This window comes from Enterococcus sulfureus ATCC 49903 (assembly GCF_000407605.1).
Classification (GTDB): Bacteria; Bacillota; Bacilli; order Lactobacillales; family Enterococcaceae; genus Enterococcus_G; species Enterococcus_G sulfureus.
In genome coordinates, this window is record NZ_ASWO01000001.1 from 735,228 (window position 1) to 751,610 (window position 16,383).

The window sequence follows — 16,383 nt, forward strand, 5'->3', positions numbered from 1 at the left end:
GAATTCTCCTTTGGTTTTCTTTTATTGTAAAACATCTCTTGTCATCACGCAAAGAATTTTACCGTTTTCTACTATACCACAAAAATAAAAAAAGAGCGGTAGAATCCGAAAATTCTTGGCTCTTTTTTTACTATTTTGTCTAGTTGTATAATGGATAGCGATCTGTTAGCGTACGAACTTCCTGTTTTACAGCTTGTAAAACATCTGCATCGTCTTTATTTTCTAAGACTTTAACGATCAATTCCGCGACTTTTGTGGCATCTTCTTCTTTAAATCCACGACTTGTGATAGCTGGCGTTCCGATACGGATTCCACTTGTCTTGAATGGGCTCAATGTTTCAAAAGGAATCGAATTTTTATTCACAGTAATGTTCACTGTATCTAATAATTGTTCTGCTTCTTTTCCATTTAAATCAAACCCACGCACATCGATCAAGAGCAAATGGTTATCAGTAGCGCCAGAAACTAAGCGTGCTTTCGGTGCTTGATTAAAGACTTTAGCCATTGCTTGTGCATTGTCGATCACTTGTTGTGCATATTCTTTGAAGGAATCGTCTAACGCTTCTTTGAAGGCTACTGCTTTTCCTGCGATCACATGTTCTAACGGACCACCTTGGATTCCTGGGAAGACATTGCTATTGATTTTTTTGGCTAATGCTTCATCATTTGTTAAAATCATTCCACCACGCGGACCACGTAATGTTTTGTGTGTCGTTGTTGTGGTAATGTCGGCATAAGGAACTGGATTTGGATGTAATCCTGCAGCAACCAGACCTGCGATATGTGCCATATCGACCATTAATTTTGCACCGACTTCATCGGCGATTTCACGAAAACGTGCAAAATCGATTGTACGTGAATAGGCACTAGCGCCCGCTACAATCAATTTCGGTTGATGTTTACGTGCCAAGATACGAATCACTTCATAATCAAGGTCTTCAGTTGATGGATCTACACCATAGCTGATGAAATGGTACGTTTTTCCACTGAAATTCACAGGTGAACCGTGTGTTAGGTGACCACCTGCGGCAAGATCCATACCTAAAACTGTATCGCCTTCTTCAATCAAAGAAAGATAGGCTGCGGCATTTGCTTGTGAGCCAGAATGCGGTTGAACATTGGCAAATTCAGCGCCAAACAAAGCTTTCGCACGATCGATGGCTAAGTTTTCAATCACATCAACAAATTCACAACCACCGTAGTAACGACGTCCTGGGTACCCTTCAGCATATTTATTCGTCAAAATGCTTCCTTGAGCTGCAAGAACACCTTCAGAGACGATGTTTTCTGAAGCGATTAGTTCTAAATTGTGTTGTTGGCGGATCCCTTCTTGTTCGATCGCTTGAAATAATTCTGGGTCAAATGCTTGATAATCCATGATATGGCACACTCCTTTTTCATAGTACGTGAATTGTAACATAGCTTATTTTTATGAAGCTACTTTTCTTTTCAAATTTATGCGGTTTATTTAGTCATTGTTCGTAAATTTCTGTTGATTGGCAGCTTTCTTCAAACGATTCATATACGCGTATCCCAAACCATGCTCTTCTTTTGTTTCGACAAAAATGACGTCTAAATCTGCTTGGCATTCATCTAGAGCGCGTAAACCAGAAAATAGTCCTTTGGCGGCTGCTTCTACTGTATCGTTTTGATACATAAAGATAGCACCCGCTTCCGCTCGAACTATCGCGGCTGCTGTAGGACCAGCTAAAATTCCCGCACGAAGCGCTTTTTCATTCAAATAGCGACGAACTTGTTCAAAATCATTCGAATCGACCATGATCACGTTGGTCTTTGGTGAATAATGCTTATACTTCATACCCGGAGCTTTTGGCGCTTCTGTTCCTTTTAGCACAACGGGTTCATTCGTAATCATCAGCTGTGTCGTCTCACTTAACATCTCACCTGTAATCGCTCCTGGTCTTAAAATAACTGGGACACCCGTTGGATCACTTAAATCGATTACAGTAGATTCTACTCCGATTTTGGTTGCTCCACCGTCTAATACACCAGCGATTTTCCCAGTAAAATCATGCAATACATGATCTGCAGTCGTAGGACTTGGTGTTCCAGAAAGATTAGCACTTGGCCCAACGATTGGAACACCGGCTGTTTCGATCAAATCTAATGTTAACGCATGATCAGGCATTCGAAAAGCAACTGTGGATAAGCCACCAGTTACGACGCTTGGAAAAGCGTCTTCTTTGATTGGCAAAATAATCGTCAATGGACCAGGCCAGTACGCCTCGACTAAAGTTTTCGTTAATGGGTGGATTTCGTCAACATACATCATGACTTGCTCTAGACCTGTAACGTGGACGATCAAAGGATTATCACTTGGTCTCCCTTTCACGTGAAATACTTGCTTGACTGCTTCTTGATCTAAGGCATTGGCGCCTAAGCCATATACCGTTTCAGTGGGAAACGCCACAAGTTGACCAGTTTTCAATTGTGCTGCAGCTTGCGATAGCGTGTCGCGTGTAAATCGTGTAGTTTCCACTGCTTAAACACTTCCTTCTTTTTTAATAAACAACGATCATCCGATCATTGCCAAATAAATCTTTTTTTGCTTCTACTTTCTTCATAGGAAAGGCTTGTTGAAATAAGGCGATGACTGCGTCTTTTTGTAAATAACCAATTTCTAAAAAAATCTGCCCTTCTGGTTTTAAACAAAGTGGTGCTTGTTTGGCTATTTTTTCATAAATCGCTAATCCCTCATGTTCAGCAAATAATGCCATTTTGGGTTCAAATAAACGAACACTGGCATCCATTACTTCCCATTCATTTTGTGCAATATAAGGTGGATTGGAAATAATAATGTCAAATTGGTGCGCAAGTACAGGAGTTAACGTATCCCCAGTGTGAAAACAAAGTTCTTGTTCTAATCGTTGTGCATTTTGTTGTGCTACTTGTAACGCTTTTGGTGATAAATCACTTGCATGCACATTCCAATTTGGTGCTTCTGCTTTTAAACTGATGGCGATCGCACCAGTTCCAGTACCAATATCCATCACATGTAAAGGTTTAGTTTGATCATTCATACTTAAACACAATTGGACCAATTCTTCTGTTTCAGGTCTAGGAATCAGCGTGTCTTCCGTCACCTGAAACAAGCGGCCATAAAATTCTTCGACACCCGTCAAATATTGCGGAGGATAATCTGCCAGTAATCGCTCAATATCTTGAGCTACTTGCAGCTGATCTTCACGTGTAGCCAGTTGATCTAAATTCAGCAAAAAGTGCATTTTGTCCCAATTTTTTCGCCTTAAGAAAACAGCTTGAATCGCATGACCTTCTTTGCCATGCGTTTCAAGCGTGTGTGTTGCTTCTTGTATCAGTTGTCGATACGTCTTATCCATTTTGCAACTCTTCTAATTTCGATGTTTGATCATAGACGATCAAGGCATCGACGATTTCATCTAATTTACCCGCTAAAATCTGATCTAATTTTTGAATCGTTAATCCGATACGATGATCCGTCACACGGTTTTGAGGGAAATTGTATGTTCGGATACGTTCAGAACGATCTCCAGTTCCGACTGCAGATTTACGATTCGCATCATATTCACTTTGTGCTTCTTGTTGTAACTTGTCGTAAACACGCGCACGTAAAACTTTCATCGCTTTCTCACGGTTTTTCAACTGTGAACGTTCATCTTGCATCGCCACCACGACACCTGTTGGTAAATGGGTCAAACGAACCGCAGAAGCCGTTTTATTGACGTGCTGTCCACCCGCTCCAGAAGCATGGTAAATATCCGTACGAATATCTTTATCCTCGATATCTAATTCGACTTCAGGAGCTTCCGGCATGATCACAACTGTCGCCGTAGACGTATGGATACGTCCTTGTGATTCTGTTGAAGGGACACGTTGAACACGGTGTGCACCACTTTCATATTTTAATTTCGAGAATACATTTTCTCCAGAGATCATCATAATGACTTCTTTGTAGCCACCGATACCTGTTACATTGGCTTCCATCACTTCTGTTTTCCAACCTTGAGCTTCAGCGTAACGTTGATACATCGTAAATAGATCACCGGCAAATAGTGCTGCTTCGTCTCCACCAGCTGCACCGCGAATCTCCATAATGATATTTTTATCATCATTTGGATCCTTTGGTAATAATAAGATCTTAATTTGTTCTTCTAGTGCTTCTTTTTCTTTTTTCAAATCAGATAATTCTTCTTTAGCCAGTTCGGCCATCTCAGCATCTAAATTTTCACCAAGCATTTCTTCTGCGTCTGCAATTCCTGTCACGACTTCTTTATAGCGGCGATAGGTTGCGACCGTTTCACGGGTATTGGCTTCTTCTTTTGATAATTCCATAAAACGTTTTGTATCTGAAACTACCTCAGGATCACTTAGTAGTTCTCCCAACTCTTCATAACGGTCTTCAATTGATTGTAACTGATCGTACATGTGGATTCTCCTTTAATTTGTTTTCATTTTTGGATGGAAATAATGATGACGACAAACTGGAAAATATGCCTCATTACCTCCAATTTGAACTTGGTCCCCTTCATAAACAGGTTGTCCATCGATATAGTGTAAATTCATGATCGCTTTTTTATGACAAAACCAGCAAATGGTTTTCATTTCTTCGATTTTATCCGCATAAAGCAGTAAATATTTTGATCCTTCAAATAATTCATTACGAAAATCATTTTTCAATCCAAAGGCCATCACTGGAATATTTAGTTGATCAACAACTTTCGTTAAGGCCAATACATGATGTTTTTGTAAAAATTGTGCCTCATCGATCAAAATACAATACGGTTCAAATGCTAGATCTTGAATCGTACTTAAAATATCTGTCTCTTCAAAAATCGGGATTGCTTTTTGTTCTAACCCAATTCGACTGGACACATTGCCCACTCCCGAACGCGTATCCAATCCGCTTGTCATCAATACGACAGGTTTATCTTGTTCTTCATAATTATGTGCTACTTTTAAAATCTCAATCGATTTCCCACTGTTCATTGCGCCATATTTAAAAAATAATTGTGCCATCGTTGTCCCGATCCCTTCATTGACTTCTTTGGTATTATACTTGAAATTCATGATTTTTTACAGTCATCTGAAAGGTTCTTCAGAATTTTTATCGTTCACATCAAAAAAGCCAATCCTTTTTGATTGGCTCAAGCTTATTTTTTATATTCATTTTTTTGTAATCCCCCAAGATAACTAAAGGTCATATCGTATCGGTCAGGGCCGACTTGTTTAAAAGAAATTCCGACTGCGCCTTCGGTTGGTTGACGATTTAGTAGATTTTTATTATGCCCTGGTGAATTTTTCCACCCTTGCATAATTTTTTGTGCGCCGTTGACTCGATACCATTCTAACGATTGTCCATAATAAGTATAGCCTAGATTTTCGACAAAAGTGATGCCTTTATATCCATAATCAGTAGGCGCAGAAAGTCCACTACGGCCGTTTGGTCTGGTATGCGAAAATTTAGTAAAGAGCTCATTGGCTCGTTGCGTGGCTGCTCGTTGCAAAGCTGGCTGTGTGCGTAACGTATTCAGCCCTCTACTTTTTCGATATTGGCTAATCTGTGTCAATACTTGAGTAGCGAGTTCATTTTGAACTTGAACGGGTGTTTTTTTCTGTACAACTGGACTCGCCTTTTTTTGATAGACAAAGATCATTGTCTGATTTTGTGACATCATGATCGATTGCGTATTTGGTGACTTTAGCGTGTAATTTGCAAATGCTTTTGCACTTCGCGTAATCTTTTGATTAGCTGCCAGCGTTTCAGTTCGCTTTTCCAAGACTTGTCCTGTGGTCGTTTTCGATAAAATAACTAGTTGATACGTTTTTGGCTTTGTGACTTGACTCGTTGATTGTACCGCTCGATTTTGATTGCGATTTTTTGATAGATCCTCTGCATCGACTACTGCTCCACCTAAACACAAAAATCCCATTCCAACCAATAATGAAACCATTTTTTTCATCTCGATCGCCTCACTTTTACCTATCCAGTTTTCGTTATCTCTTCACTTCTAGTATACCATAATCTGATGTATCCGAGCGGTTTGAAACAGCTAAAAACCACCGGATAAAAAAGGTTTTTGAATTCCTTTTTTTCCAGTGGTTATACTTGTATAGATTTAACTAAATTCGACTGTTTCGACTACTTGAATAGTAGGATCTAGCGATTGAATGACGGGACAATTTGAATTGACTAAACGTAGGCATTTTGTTGCTCGTTCTTGATATTCTAAAGCCACAACGACATGAAAAACCATCGTGATCTCAGATAGCGGTTCGGCTTTTTTTGTTTCGTCACGAACATACGATACCTCGATTTTTTTGAATTCAAATGGAATTTTTGAATTTTCTAAAATACTAGAATAGACATAACCGCCGCAAGCTCCCGCCGCACTGGCTAACATTTGAACTGGTGAATATCCTTCTTCATATGCTAAGACCCAGTTTTTATCCGGCGCTGCCAACTCAAATTTTTCTGATCCTTTAACGATCGTTAACTCATGTTTACTCATTTTTCATCTCTCCTTACGAAATGTCCGGGACGTACTTCCACAAGTGAAGCATTCGGCTCCAATTGGATCACTTCATCTTGTTTGATGTGACTTAGTTGTTCACGTGCAATTTTGGGATCGGCAATCGGTGCTGCTTGTAATAATTTTTTTGTATAGGCATGCTGCGGATGCATAAACAATTCTTCTGTTGGCGCTAATTCAACTAGTTTTCCTTGATACATCACCGCGATTCGGTCCGAAATATGACGAATCACCGATAGATCGTGTGAAATAAATAAATAAGACAAACCAAATTCTTGTTGCAATTGAACCAGTAATTCCATAATTTGAGCTTGAATCGAAACATCCAAGGCCGAAGTCGGTTCATCACATAAAATAAACTTAGGTTGGCTCACGACAGCCCGTGCGATGCCAATTCGTTGACGTTGGCCACCACTAAACGCGCGTGGTAATTTTTGTTGGGCTTCTCCCTGAATTCCGACCATGTCTAAAATTCGAACTGCTTTTTGTTTCGCTGTAGCTTTATCTTCTCGAAACAAAGGTTCCATTACGAGTTCTAAAGCCGTTAATTTAGGGTTTAATGCCGAATAAGGATCTTGAAAAATAATCTGCATCTCTTGTGCTAGTGTAGCTCTTTCTTCTTTTGTGGTATGTGCCAAATCGATCCCTTCAAATACGACCGAACCGCTAGTAAATGGCTCCAACTGCAACACGCCACGGCCAAATGTCGTTTTTCCACTTCCTGATTCACCCACTAATCCTAAAGTTTCTCCTTTATAGATCGTCAGGCTAATATCATCTACCGCTTGGACTTGCGTGACTTGCCCACGCCAGTTTTTTGTTTTAAATACCTTATTTGCTTCTTTGACTTCGATTAATGTCTCACGCATCAAGATTTCCTCCTAACCATACACGATGTGTTGGGGAAACTTGTTGATAAGTCTCTGAAATAGCAAACGTTTCTACCTCAACTGTCGTCGTTTCATGTTTATCGCCTAGATGTGCAGCAGCTAATAATTGTTTTGTATACGGATGTTTAGCGTCGTAAAAAATATCTTCTGCGCTACCTTCTTCTACGATATGTCCACGATACATCACTTTGATAAAATCACACATTCCTGCCACAACACCAAAATCGTGGGTAACTAGTAGCACCGCTAAGCCTTCTTCTTGTTGTAATTTTTTGATCAGCGCTAAAATCTGTGCTTGAATCGTTACGTCTAATGCCGTTGTGGGTTCGTCGGCAATCAATAACTTGGGTTTGACTAAAAGTGCCATCGCGATCATAACCCGTTGACGCATCCCACCAGATAGTTCATGAGGATATTGTTTCATTCGTTTTTCTGCCATTGGAATCCCCACTTTTTCCAATTCCGCAATCGCTAATTGTTTCGCTTCTTTTTTTGAACATTTTTGCGCTCGTCGTACGACCTCGATCAAGTGATAGCCAATCGTACGCAGTGGATTAAGCGACGTCATCGGATCTTGGAAAATCATAGAGATCGGTAAAATTTCATTTGATTGAACGGCTTTTCCATCAAATGAGAACGTCTCAATCGTTGAAGTCACACCATCTGGCAATAGATCAAGTAAACTTTTCATAGTCATACTCTTTCCGCTACCTGACTCTCCTACGACACCAATAACTTTTCCAGCCGGAACGGACAAAGACAAAGGATAGACGATCGGCTGTGCCTCACCTTTTTTCGGCTGATACGTCACACTCAAGCCTGTCACATTTAATAAATCCGTCATCTATTCCACCTCTCCTTGCAAAATATTTTTAACTAAATCTCCTAGATTGTTAAATGAATAAATCGTAAATACAATAAATAATCCTGGTAAAATCGCCATATATGGCGTGCGTTGCAAACTACTTTGCGCATTTTGTAATAGACTTCCCCACGAAGACATCGGTTGTTGAATCCCAAGTCCTAAGAAACTCAACGCGGATTCTGTCATAATTGCTCCTGAAATACTCGTCGTAGCGGCAATGATCAACGTAGGTAAAACGGATGGTAATACATGTCGAAACATGATGCGTAATGGTTTTTGACCGATAAACTGTCCATACGAAACATACTCACGCTCTTTCGCTGACATCGTCTCCGCCCGAATCAAGCGCGCGATACTCATCCAAGAAAAACCACCGATAACGATAATAATCGTTGAAAGACCTGGTTTTAAAAAGACACTCAACACAATAACTAATACTAACCAAGGGATCGCAGATAATACATCCACGATACGCATTAAAATACTATCTACAATACCGCCGAAGTACCCTGTAACTAAACCAACAACGGTTCCGATAAAGGTAGCGGCTAACATTGCAGATACACCCACTAATAAGGAGACACGGCCACCGTATAACACACGGATAAAGTAGTCCCGTCCCACTTCATCCGTTCCAAACAAATGCTTTAGACTTGGTCCTTGCGACATTTGAGTGACGTCTGTTAACGTAGGATCGATTGGGAGAAGTGGCGCAATCAACGACAAGATAATCAATACGACTAAAAAGATAAACGAAAATGCATATAATGGTTGTTGAAAAATCTGTTTCATAATTAATTTGATCGTCTTCATTTCGCTTGTCCTCCTTTACGAATTCGAGGATCCACAAGAGAATACAATACATCAGCTAATAGATTTCCGACAATGACTAACGTTGCAGAAAAGAGCATCACGGCCATAATGACTGGATAATCTAAACTTTTGGTTGCGCTCATCAAATACGGTCCGACACCCGGCCATCCAAAAATCGTTTCAGTAATGATCGCGCCTGTCACTAACATTGGCAAAGCCATCCCGATTTGAGTCACAACTGGAATCATGACATTGCGGCTGATATGACGACGGAAAATCTCTCCTTTAGTAGCGTGGAACGCTTTTTGAACCATCACATAATCTTCTGAAACTTGTTCAACGGCTGAAGAGCGGATATACCGCAATAACTCTGGTAAAAAGACGACCGTTAATGTCGTATAAGGTAAAATAAAATGAGAGATGTAGTTCGAGAAGTTTCCTTCTTGACCAACAGTGTACATCCCAATAATTGGAAACCAATTTAATTTATAGCCAAAGAAATAAATCAAAATCATAGCAAAGAAGAAAGCAGGAACAGCTAATCCTAAAGAAGCTAGACCATCGATGATACGATCGATCCATTTGCCTTTATTTGCTGCTGCAACTAGACCAAAAATAATTGCTAAAATCAATGCGGTCACATAAGCTGGCAATACTAGGCGCATCGTATTGGGAATACGCGTCGCCAGATCTTGTGCAATACTGTGTCGAGAAGCTAGAGAATAGCCAAAATCTCCATGGAAAATTTGTTTTAACCAAGAGAAATATTGCACCAAAAATGGATCGTTCAATCCATATTTTTCTCTTAATACATCAATTTGTGCTTGTGACATATTTGGGGTAGTGATCGAATCGATTACATCATATGGAGCTAAATGAATCAATGAGAATACAATAAATGAAATCACAAATAATAGTGGAATCGCTTGTAAAAGCCTTTTCCCGATAAATCGTAACATAACGCTCACGTTCCTTTCTGTTTTTCAAATCAAAAAAAAGCTGTGTAAAGGAGTCTTCACACAGCCCAGCTTTCATTATTTTAGCGTTAATTTACCCATGTCTTCGAATGTATAGATCGGCACTAATTTCGCTTCTTCTATACCTCCTAGACGGTTTGTTGCTGCTAAAATCTTTTTATTATCCACGATTGGATAAATAACCGCTTGGTCGGCAATCTCTGCTTGTAGTTTATCATAGATCGCGTCACGTTTTGTTTGATCAAGCTCAACCGCACCTTGATTAAATAATGTATCTACGGCTTCACTATTTAGTTTAAAGTAATTTGAGGCACCGCCTGTTTTAAATAATCGTGCATATTGATCTGGATCATTTCCCATGATGTAACCACCTAGGAATAAATTGTATTTTGTTGAATCTGGTTTTTTCAATTCTGTAAATAGCGCTGTGCTATCGCCACCTTGTAATTCAACGCTAATGCCAACTTTTTGTAATTGTTGTTGAATCAATGTTGCTTGTAAAGTTTGAGCAGGATCTGAAGAATCAAAGCCTAGATTTAATTTCAAATCAGATACGCCAGCTTCTTTTAATAAGTCTTTTGCTTTTTCATCGTTTGTTTTGTATTTTTCAACATCTTCTGTTGCATATTTATTGTTTGGTGGTAAGAAAGAATATGGTGTTTCGTAATATTTTTCTTCCAAGTATGCTGCTTTGTTCATTTCATCTTTATTCAATGCATAAAGAACTGCTTGACGTACTTTCACATCTTGTAAGGCTTCAGATTTTGAATTTAATCCCATATACCCAATACGGTTTTCACTGTATGGGTATACTTTGATTTGTTTTGTATCTAAATCTTGGATGTCTGCTGGTAATACAACAGTTGCATCGACTTCACCTTTTTGTAACGCAACTTTTGCCGTTTCCGTACTTTGCGTGATACGCAATGTTACATTTTCAATAGAAGGTTTGCCATCAAAGTAATTGTCGTTGGCTTTAAATTGCAAGTATTCACCACGTTTGTAGTCTACTAGTTGGTAAGGTCCTGTTCCAACTGGTTTTTCTGGTAATTCACTTACCGAGAAGTCTGTTACATCTTTATACACGTGTTGTGGAATGATAAAGGTTTCCGTAATGATATTGTTTACTGCTGCTGCACTGACAACAGGAAAATCGAAACGTACTGTCAAATCATCCACTTTATTTGCTGTGATCGGTTTGTCATCGATCCATAAACTATCTGAATTCCCATTTTCTTTTTTCGCTTTTTCTGTGTATGTAAATACGACATCATCAGCTGTTAATGGTTGACCATCAGACCATTTGATTCCTGATTTCAATTTTACAGTAACTGATTTCCCATCAGCTGCTGGTTCAACGGATTCTGCTAATACATTATCCATTTTTCCATCACCATCGATAGCAACTAATGGTGAAAAAATCATATTGCTAACCGTTAATCCCCAACGATCACTTGTGTTGATTGGATTGATCGAACTAGGATCTCCACCAATTGCATACGTAAATGTATCGGAAGATTTAGCAGCTGTATTGCTGTCTGAAGTGGATGCATTGTCTCCATTTCCGCAAGCGGCTAATACCAAACCTAATGTCACTAAACCTAAACTAAGCCATTTCTTTTTCGAGCGCATATTCTTTCCCCCTTGGGTTCCTTATGTAGATCTTCAAACGTATTTAAAGATATCAATACACGTACTTTAGTTTAGTTGTTTACAAGTGTCAATAAAGTCGCACACCACTTTTTTTGCTTCTTTTTATCCATAGATTTTTTCTATCGCTTAAAGGCTATATAAACAGTTTTTTCTATGTATAATCCTTGATTTTTGTCTAGATAGATAGATTTTTTCTATCACAAAAAAACTAGCTTAAGAGCGCATCCTAAGCTAGCGTTTTAAAGTAATTAAAAAATATGGAATTCTTTTAATGGCCAGTATCGCATCACAACTTCACCTTGGATGAGTTCTTTATTGACCATACCAAAAATGCGACTATCTTTTGAAACGATACGATCATCGCCTAAAACAAAATAACTGTTTTCTGGAACTGTTACATCAAAATCAGAAGTAAAATATTCTGAAGCTGCTGCGCGTTGTTGGAATAATTCATTATAGGAATATTCGCTTTGCAGCTTGTCTTCACTAAATTTTTGTTTGAAGGCATCTAAATACGCTTCATCATATTTTTTATCGTTGATCGTCAATTGATCATTTTTCATCACCACATGGTCACCAGGTAACCCGATCACCCGTTTGACGGCTACAGTACTTTCATCATCTGGTTCCTTCGTTGTGACGATATCAAAACGTTCTACTTTTGCTAATTTGTATACGATCAATTTTTGCCCATCTGCTAGCGTTGGATCCATTGAATGTCCTTTGACCGAAACAGGTGTGAATACAAAGATTCGTAAGCACAGAAAAACTAGGATGATGACAATCATGATCCCCCACTCTTGTAGGAATTTTTTCATTATTTTGCCTCCATGACTTCTATTCTTTTTCTAAAGTATAGCATAGCCCTGTAAAACTCGAAACTCTAAGCCGACTTTAACTCTAGTCGTCTGACGGTTATTTGGTATAATGAAACAAACCCATTTAGTAGAAAGGAAGTGACATGGTGGGTCTTTAGACACCTTATTATGAATATTTCACGTTTATCTCAACTTACATTACGAAAAAGTCAAAATTTCTTTGCCAAGAATATTTCATCTATTCAGTTGATTGTCTTTTATTATCTTGTGATGACAGCGATTGCGTTGATTTTGTTTTATTTGCCCTTTTTTCGTATTCCAGATCAACATATTCGCTTTATCGATCTTTTTTTTCTAGCGATCAGTACAGTCAGTGTAACGGGACTAACCACGATCCCTTTGACAGAAGTGTTTAACCACAACGGAGTGGTTCTACTAGAAATCTTTTTTCAAGTCGGTGGGTTAGGGATTATGATGATTACAACGTTTTTTGCGATTATTTCAAAGCGGAAAATCAGTTTAAAACAGCGTCAGTTGATCATGACCGATATGAACCAACCAAAACTTAGCGGTATCGTCCGCATGATTCGGATCACCTTTACAATGATTTTAATCATTCAATTGATTGCTGGGACTAGTTTTGCGCTTTATTTTAAATTTGCACATTACTATGATGATTGGTATCATTCGATTTTTTATGGATTCTATCAGGCGATCTCAGCAGTTACCAACTCAGGATTTGATATCACCGGCAATTCGATTCTGCCTTTTGCAAACGATCCTATCTTTTTGTTGAGCATCATGTTTTTAATTTTTGTTGGCGGGATCGGATTTCCAGTTTTAATGGATATTCGAGAGTTTACGACGTATCGTTTTTCAAAGAAAACGTCACACACGTTACCTTATCGCTTCTCTTTATTTACAAAGATCGCCCTGTTGGCTTTTGTAGTCTTGTTTGTTGGTGGAACACTGATCATTTATTTTCTAGAAAAAGATCATTTATTTTTAAATATGAATATGGGGAACCAGTGGCTAAATAGTGCCTTTTATTCGATGACAACACGGAATGCAGGATTACAGATCCACGATTTGAATCAATTCCAAATTACGACGCTGATCGTATTTTCATTTTTGATGTTTATCGGATGTAGCCCTAGTTCAGTTGGTGGTGGGATTCGTACAACGACAATCGCGATCATTGCTTTATATTTATTTTCTTTTTTAAAAGGAGAAAGCAATGTCAATGTCTTTGGTCGTAGAATCGATAACGATGACGTTCAAAAATCGATCACTGTCTTTATGCTATCGATGATGATGTGTTTCTTTTGTGTATTATTTTTAAGTGCGACAGAAGATCTACCTCTGATTGCCATTATCGTTGAGGTCTCCTCGGCTTTTGGAACGACTGGATTGTCACTTGGAATCACACCTGATTTAACCGATGTTGGAAAACTGATCATCGCCCTTTTGATGTTTATCGGTCGTATCGGAATGCTTTACACATTATTATTATTTGTACCAAAAGAAACACGCGATTTAAATTATAAATATCCTACTGAAAAAATTATTATTGGCTAATAAATAAACATAATTAATAAAGTCATTAGCGAAACGTTAAGAAATCTAAATCCTATTCCGCTTTAAATTCAGAGTGTGTTATGATTAGATTCGTAAAAAAATGAGTAGATATATTATGTGTTGGAGGAGTATATGGGAATTAAAAGTATGGTAGCTACCCTAGTGGGACGCACATCACAGTGGGGTTTAAAAACCTTTTTCAAGGGCGGTTCTAGTTTACCTGGAAAATTAGCTCTTTCAATTGATCCAAATGTGTTATCACATTTAGCAAAAGATTATCAGATCGTCGTCATTACTGGAACAAACGGAAAAACATTGACGACGGCACTTACAGTCAATATTTTAAAACAAGAATTTGACAATGTTTTAACGAACCCAACAGGTGCCAATATGGTCCAAGGGATTGTCTCGACATTTTTATCCGCTAAACCGAAAAAAGGACAAAAAAAATTCGCTGTTTTAGAAATCGACGAAGCGAGTTTACGTGAAGTCACGAAATATTTAACACCGGAATTATTTGTCTTTACAAATATTTTCCGCGATCAAATGGATCGTTACGGTGAGATCTATACGACTTACCAAATGATTGTAGATGGTGCGGCAAATGCTCCTGAAGCATTGATCTTAGCCAATGGTGATGCCCCGATCTTCAATTCAATCGAAACGGTAAATAAACAAATTTATTATGGATTTGATCATTTACCTGATCAAGAACAAATGGCACATTACAATACAGATAATGTTTTATGTCCACATTGTGAACATATTTTACATTATAAAATGATCACCTATGCGAACTTAGGCAAATACTACTGTCCAAATTGTGACTACAAACGACCTGAATTGACTTATCGTCTAACAGACTTAACTGCTATGACCAATACGAGTGCGAATTTTATTATCGACGAAGAGGCTTACCAGTTAGAAGTCGGTGGTCTTTACAATGTCTACAATGCACTTGCTGCGACAGCTGTAGCTTCACATTACCACGTGGCACCAGAGAAAATTAGAGCTGGTCTTGCGTATGACGAAAAAGTCTTTGGACGTCAAGAAGTGATCCATGTTGACGGTAAAGAATGCACTTTAGTCTTGGTTAAAAATCCTGTCGGTCTCAATCAAGTCATCGATATGATTGGATTAACACCTGAACCCTTCTCATTGATTTGCTTGTTGAATGCAAATTATGCAGACGGTATTGATGTCAGTTGGATCTGGGATGGCAATCATGAAGCATTTGCGACTATGCAGATTCCTGCTGTTATTGCAGGTGGCGATCGTCATGAAGATATGGCGCTACGATTAAAGGTAGCCGGTATCGAAGAAGAACGCTTGACTGAAGTTCCTGAGATCGATCGGATTGTTGAAGAAATCCATTCTTTACCAACGAATAAAGTATATATTTTGGCGACGTATACTGCTGTGTTGCAATTGCGTAAAAAATTCGCGGAAAAAGGCTATATCAAAGGAGGGATGTCTGGTGAATAACTATACGTTGAACCTCGCACATCTGTATGGTAATTTGTTGAACACTTATGGTGACAACGGCAATATTTTAATGTTGCAATACGTAGGAAGACAACTAGGCATCACAGTGGAAACTACCGTCGTGAGTATCCACGAGCCCTTTGATGATCAAGCATTTGATTTAATCTTTTTTGGCGGCGGACAAGATTACGAGCAAGTGATCGTAGCCAAAGATCTGCCGAGTAAAAAAGAAGCTCTTACCCGTTTTATCGAAGAAGAAAAGGTTGTGTTAGCCATCTGTGGTGGCTATCAAATGCTTGGCCACTATTATATCGGTGCCAAAGGTGAAAAAATCAACGGCATTAGTGCACTAGATCATTACACGATTAGTCAAGAAAACAATCGGTTTATCGGTGACGTCAAAATTTATAACGAGACCTTTGATGAAACTTATTATGGATTTGAAAATCATAATGGACGAACATTCTTAGGTGAAGGTGAGCAAGCTTTAGGAAAAGTTTTAGAAGGAAAAGGCAACAATGGTGAAGACCAAACAGAAGGCGTCATCTATAAAAACGTCTTTGGTTCTTACTTCCATGGCCCACTACTTGCACGTAATCCACAACTAGCGGAGCGTTTGATCAAAACGGCTTTCATTAAAAAATATGGTGAAACAGCCTTTGATACCCTCACAAAAACGAAATAATTCTCATATTTTCATAAAAAAAGAAACCAATTTTCAAGTTTTCGCAAATTTGTGAAACAGATTGGTTTCTTTTTTTTGTTTTAAGGTAT

The 16,383-nt window shown here is 38.6% G+C and carries 16 protein-coding genes; 3 read left to right on the forward strand and 13 right to left on the reverse strand.

Annotated features, from left to right (window positions below; translation table 11 throughout):
- Window positions 1–139: 139 nt before the first annotated feature.
- The 13 genes from glyA to lepB form a co-directional block, all read right to left on the reverse strand.
- Window positions 140–1,378, reverse strand: a complete 1,239-nt coding sequence (gene glyA / locus I573_RS03380; RefSeq protein WP_016185176.1) for a serine hydroxymethyltransferase — start codon at window positions 1,376–1,378, stop codon at window positions 140–142.
- Window positions 1,379–1,468: 90 nt separating this feature from the next.
- Window positions 1,469–2,500, reverse strand: coding sequence for an L-threonylcarbamoyladenylate synthase (locus I573_RS03385; RefSeq protein ID WP_016185177.1), 1,032 nt, complete (start codon window positions 2,498–2,500; stop codon window positions 1,469–1,471).
- A 22-nt stretch (window positions 2,501–2,522) separates the two neighbouring features.
- Window positions 2,523–3,359 carry a peptide chain release factor N(5)-glutamine methyltransferase gene (gene prmC, locus I573_RS03390; RefSeq protein WP_016185178.1) on the reverse strand — a complete coding sequence of 279 codons (837 nt, stop codon included), beginning with the start codon at window positions 3,357–3,359 and terminating at the stop codon, window positions 2,523–2,525.
- Window positions 3,352–4,425: a peptide chain release factor 1 gene (gene prfA / locus I573_RS03395; RefSeq protein ID WP_016185179.1), complete on the reverse strand. Its 1,074-nt coding sequence runs from the start codon at window positions 4,423–4,425 to the stop codon at window positions 3,352–3,354. The genes prmC and prfA overlap by 8 nt, the downstream gene beginning before the upstream one ends.
- Window positions 4,426–4,437: 12 nt before the next feature.
- Entirely contained in the window at window positions 4,438–5,016 is a 579-nt protein-coding gene (locus tag I573_RS03400) for a thymidine kinase (RefSeq protein WP_016185180.1), read from the reverse strand.
- A 134-nt stretch (window positions 5,017–5,150) separates the two neighbouring features.
- Window positions 5,151–5,960, reverse strand: a complete 810-nt coding sequence (locus tag I573_RS03405; protein ID WP_016185181.1) for a CAP domain-containing protein — start codon at window positions 5,958–5,960, stop codon at window positions 5,151–5,153.
- Between the two features lie 156 nt (window positions 5,961–6,116).
- Window positions 6,117–6,509, reverse strand: coding sequence for an OsmC family protein (locus I573_RS03410; RefSeq protein ID WP_016185182.1), 393 nt, complete (start codon window positions 6,507–6,509; stop codon window positions 6,117–6,119).
- Window positions 6,506–7,399 carry an ATP-binding cassette domain-containing protein gene (locus I573_RS03415; RefSeq protein WP_016185183.1) on the reverse strand — a complete coding sequence of 298 codons (894 nt, stop codon included), beginning with the start codon at window positions 7,397–7,399 and terminating at the stop codon, window positions 6,506–6,508. The genes I573_RS03410 and I573_RS03415 overlap by 4 nt, the downstream gene beginning before the upstream one ends.
- Window positions 7,392–8,264 carry an ABC transporter ATP-binding protein gene (locus I573_RS03420; RefSeq protein ID WP_016185184.1) on the reverse strand — a complete coding sequence of 291 codons (873 nt, stop codon included), beginning with the start codon at window positions 8,262–8,264 and terminating at the stop codon, window positions 7,392–7,394. The genes I573_RS03415 and I573_RS03420 overlap by 8 nt, the downstream gene beginning before the upstream one ends.
- Complete coding sequence (locus I573_RS03425) at window positions 8,265–9,098, reverse strand: ABC transporter permease (protein ID WP_016185185.1); 834 nt, start codon at window positions 9,096–9,098, stop codon at window positions 8,265–8,267. It abuts the gene before it with no gap.
- The gene (locus I573_RS03430) at window positions 9,095–10,057 is read right to left on the reverse strand and encodes an ABC transporter permease (RefSeq protein ID WP_016185186.1); all 963 of its coding nucleotides are present in this window, start codon (window positions 10,055–10,057) and stop codon (window positions 9,095–9,097) included. Before I573_RS03430 ends, I573_RS03425 begins: the two co-directional genes overlap by 4 nt.
- 75 nt (window positions 10,058–10,132) lie before the next feature.
- Complete coding sequence (locus I573_RS03435) at window positions 10,133–11,707, reverse strand: ABC transporter substrate-binding protein (RefSeq protein WP_016185187.1); 1,575 nt, start codon at window positions 11,705–11,707, stop codon at window positions 10,133–10,135.
- Between the two features lie 269 nt (window positions 11,708–11,976).
- Entirely contained in the window at window positions 11,977–12,546 is a 570-nt protein-coding gene (gene lepB / locus I573_RS03440; RefSeq protein WP_016185188.1) for a signal peptidase I, read from the reverse strand.
- Window positions 12,547–12,714: 168 nt separating this feature from the next.
- Here lepB and I573_RS03445 point away from each other — a divergent pair, with 168 nt between their 5' ends.
- The 3 genes from I573_RS03445 to I573_RS03455 all read left to right on the forward strand — a co-directional run bounded on the left by I573_RS03445 (window position 12,715) and on the right by I573_RS03455 (window position 16,294).
- A complete protein-coding gene (locus I573_RS03445) occupies window positions 12,715–14,124 on the forward strand; it encodes a TrkH family potassium uptake protein (protein WP_035020420.1) in 1,410 nt (469 codons plus the stop codon).
- 132 nt (window positions 14,125–14,256) lie between these two features.
- Window positions 14,257–15,609, forward strand: coding sequence for a Mur ligase family protein (locus I573_RS03450; RefSeq protein WP_016185190.1), 1,353 nt, complete (start codon window positions 14,257–14,259; stop codon window positions 15,607–15,609).
- Window positions 15,602–16,294: a type 1 glutamine amidotransferase gene (locus tag I573_RS03455; protein WP_016185191.1), complete on the forward strand. Its 693-nt coding sequence runs from the start codon at window positions 15,602–15,604 to the stop codon at window positions 16,292–16,294. Before I573_RS03450 ends, I573_RS03455 begins: the two co-directional genes overlap by 8 nt.
- Window positions 16,295–16,383: the final 89 nt, after the last annotated feature.

What these genes read in the sequence shown, in the direction of transcription:
- I573_RS03405 (WP_016185181.1), bottom strand. Translation starts at nt 5,960, where the DNA reads ATGAAAAAAATGGTTTCATTATTGGTTGGAATGGGATTTTTGTGTTTA.
- I573_RS03400 (WP_016185180.1), bottom strand. Translation starts at nt 5,016, where the DNA reads ATGGCACAATTATTTTTTAAATATGGCGCAATGAACAGTGGGAAATCG.
- I573_RS03410 (WP_016185182.1), bottom strand. Translation starts at nt 6,509, where the DNA reads ATGAGTAAACATGAGTTAACGATCGTTAAAGGATCAGAAAAATTTGAG.
- lepB (WP_016185188.1), bottom strand. Translation starts at nt 12,546, where the DNA reads ATGAAAAAATTCCTACAAGAGTGGGGGATCATGATTGTCATCATCCTA.
- prfA (WP_016185179.1), bottom strand. Translation starts at nt 4,425, where the DNA reads ATGTACGATCAGTTACAATCAATTGAAGACCGTTATGAAGAGTTGGGA.
- I573_RS03420 (WP_016185184.1), bottom strand. Translation starts at nt 8,264, where the DNA reads ATGACGGATTTATTAAATGTGACAGGCTTGAGTGTGACGTATCAGCCG.
- I573_RS03415 (WP_016185183.1), bottom strand. Translation starts at nt 7,399, where the DNA reads ATGCGTGAGACATTAATCGAAGTCAAAGAAGCAAATAAGGTATTTAAA.
- glyA (WP_016185176.1), bottom strand. Translation starts at nt 1,378, where the DNA reads ATGGATTATCAAGCATTTGACCCAGAATTATTTCAAGCGATCGAACAA.
- I573_RS03450 (WP_016185190.1), top strand. Translation starts at nt 14,257, where the DNA reads ATGGGAATTAAAAGTATGGTAGCTACCCTAGTGGGACGCACATCACAG.
- I573_RS03430 (WP_016185186.1), bottom strand. Translation starts at nt 10,057, where the DNA reads ATGTTACGATTTATCGGGAAAAGGCTTTTACAAGCGATTCCACTATTA.
- I573_RS03445 (WP_035020420.1), top strand. Translation starts at nt 12,715, where the DNA reads ATGAATATTTCACGTTTATCTCAACTTACATTACGAAAAAGTCAAAAT.
- I573_RS03435 (WP_016185187.1), bottom strand. Translation starts at nt 11,707, where the DNA reads ATGCGCTCGAAAAAGAAATGGCTTAGTTTAGGTTTAGTGACATTAGGT.
- I573_RS03425 (WP_016185185.1), bottom strand. Translation starts at nt 9,098, where the DNA reads ATGAAGACGATCAAATTAATTATGAAACAGATTTTTCAACAACCATTA.
- prmC (WP_016185178.1), bottom strand. Translation starts at nt 3,359, where the DNA reads ATGGATAAGACGTATCGACAACTGATACAAGAAGCAACACACACGCTT.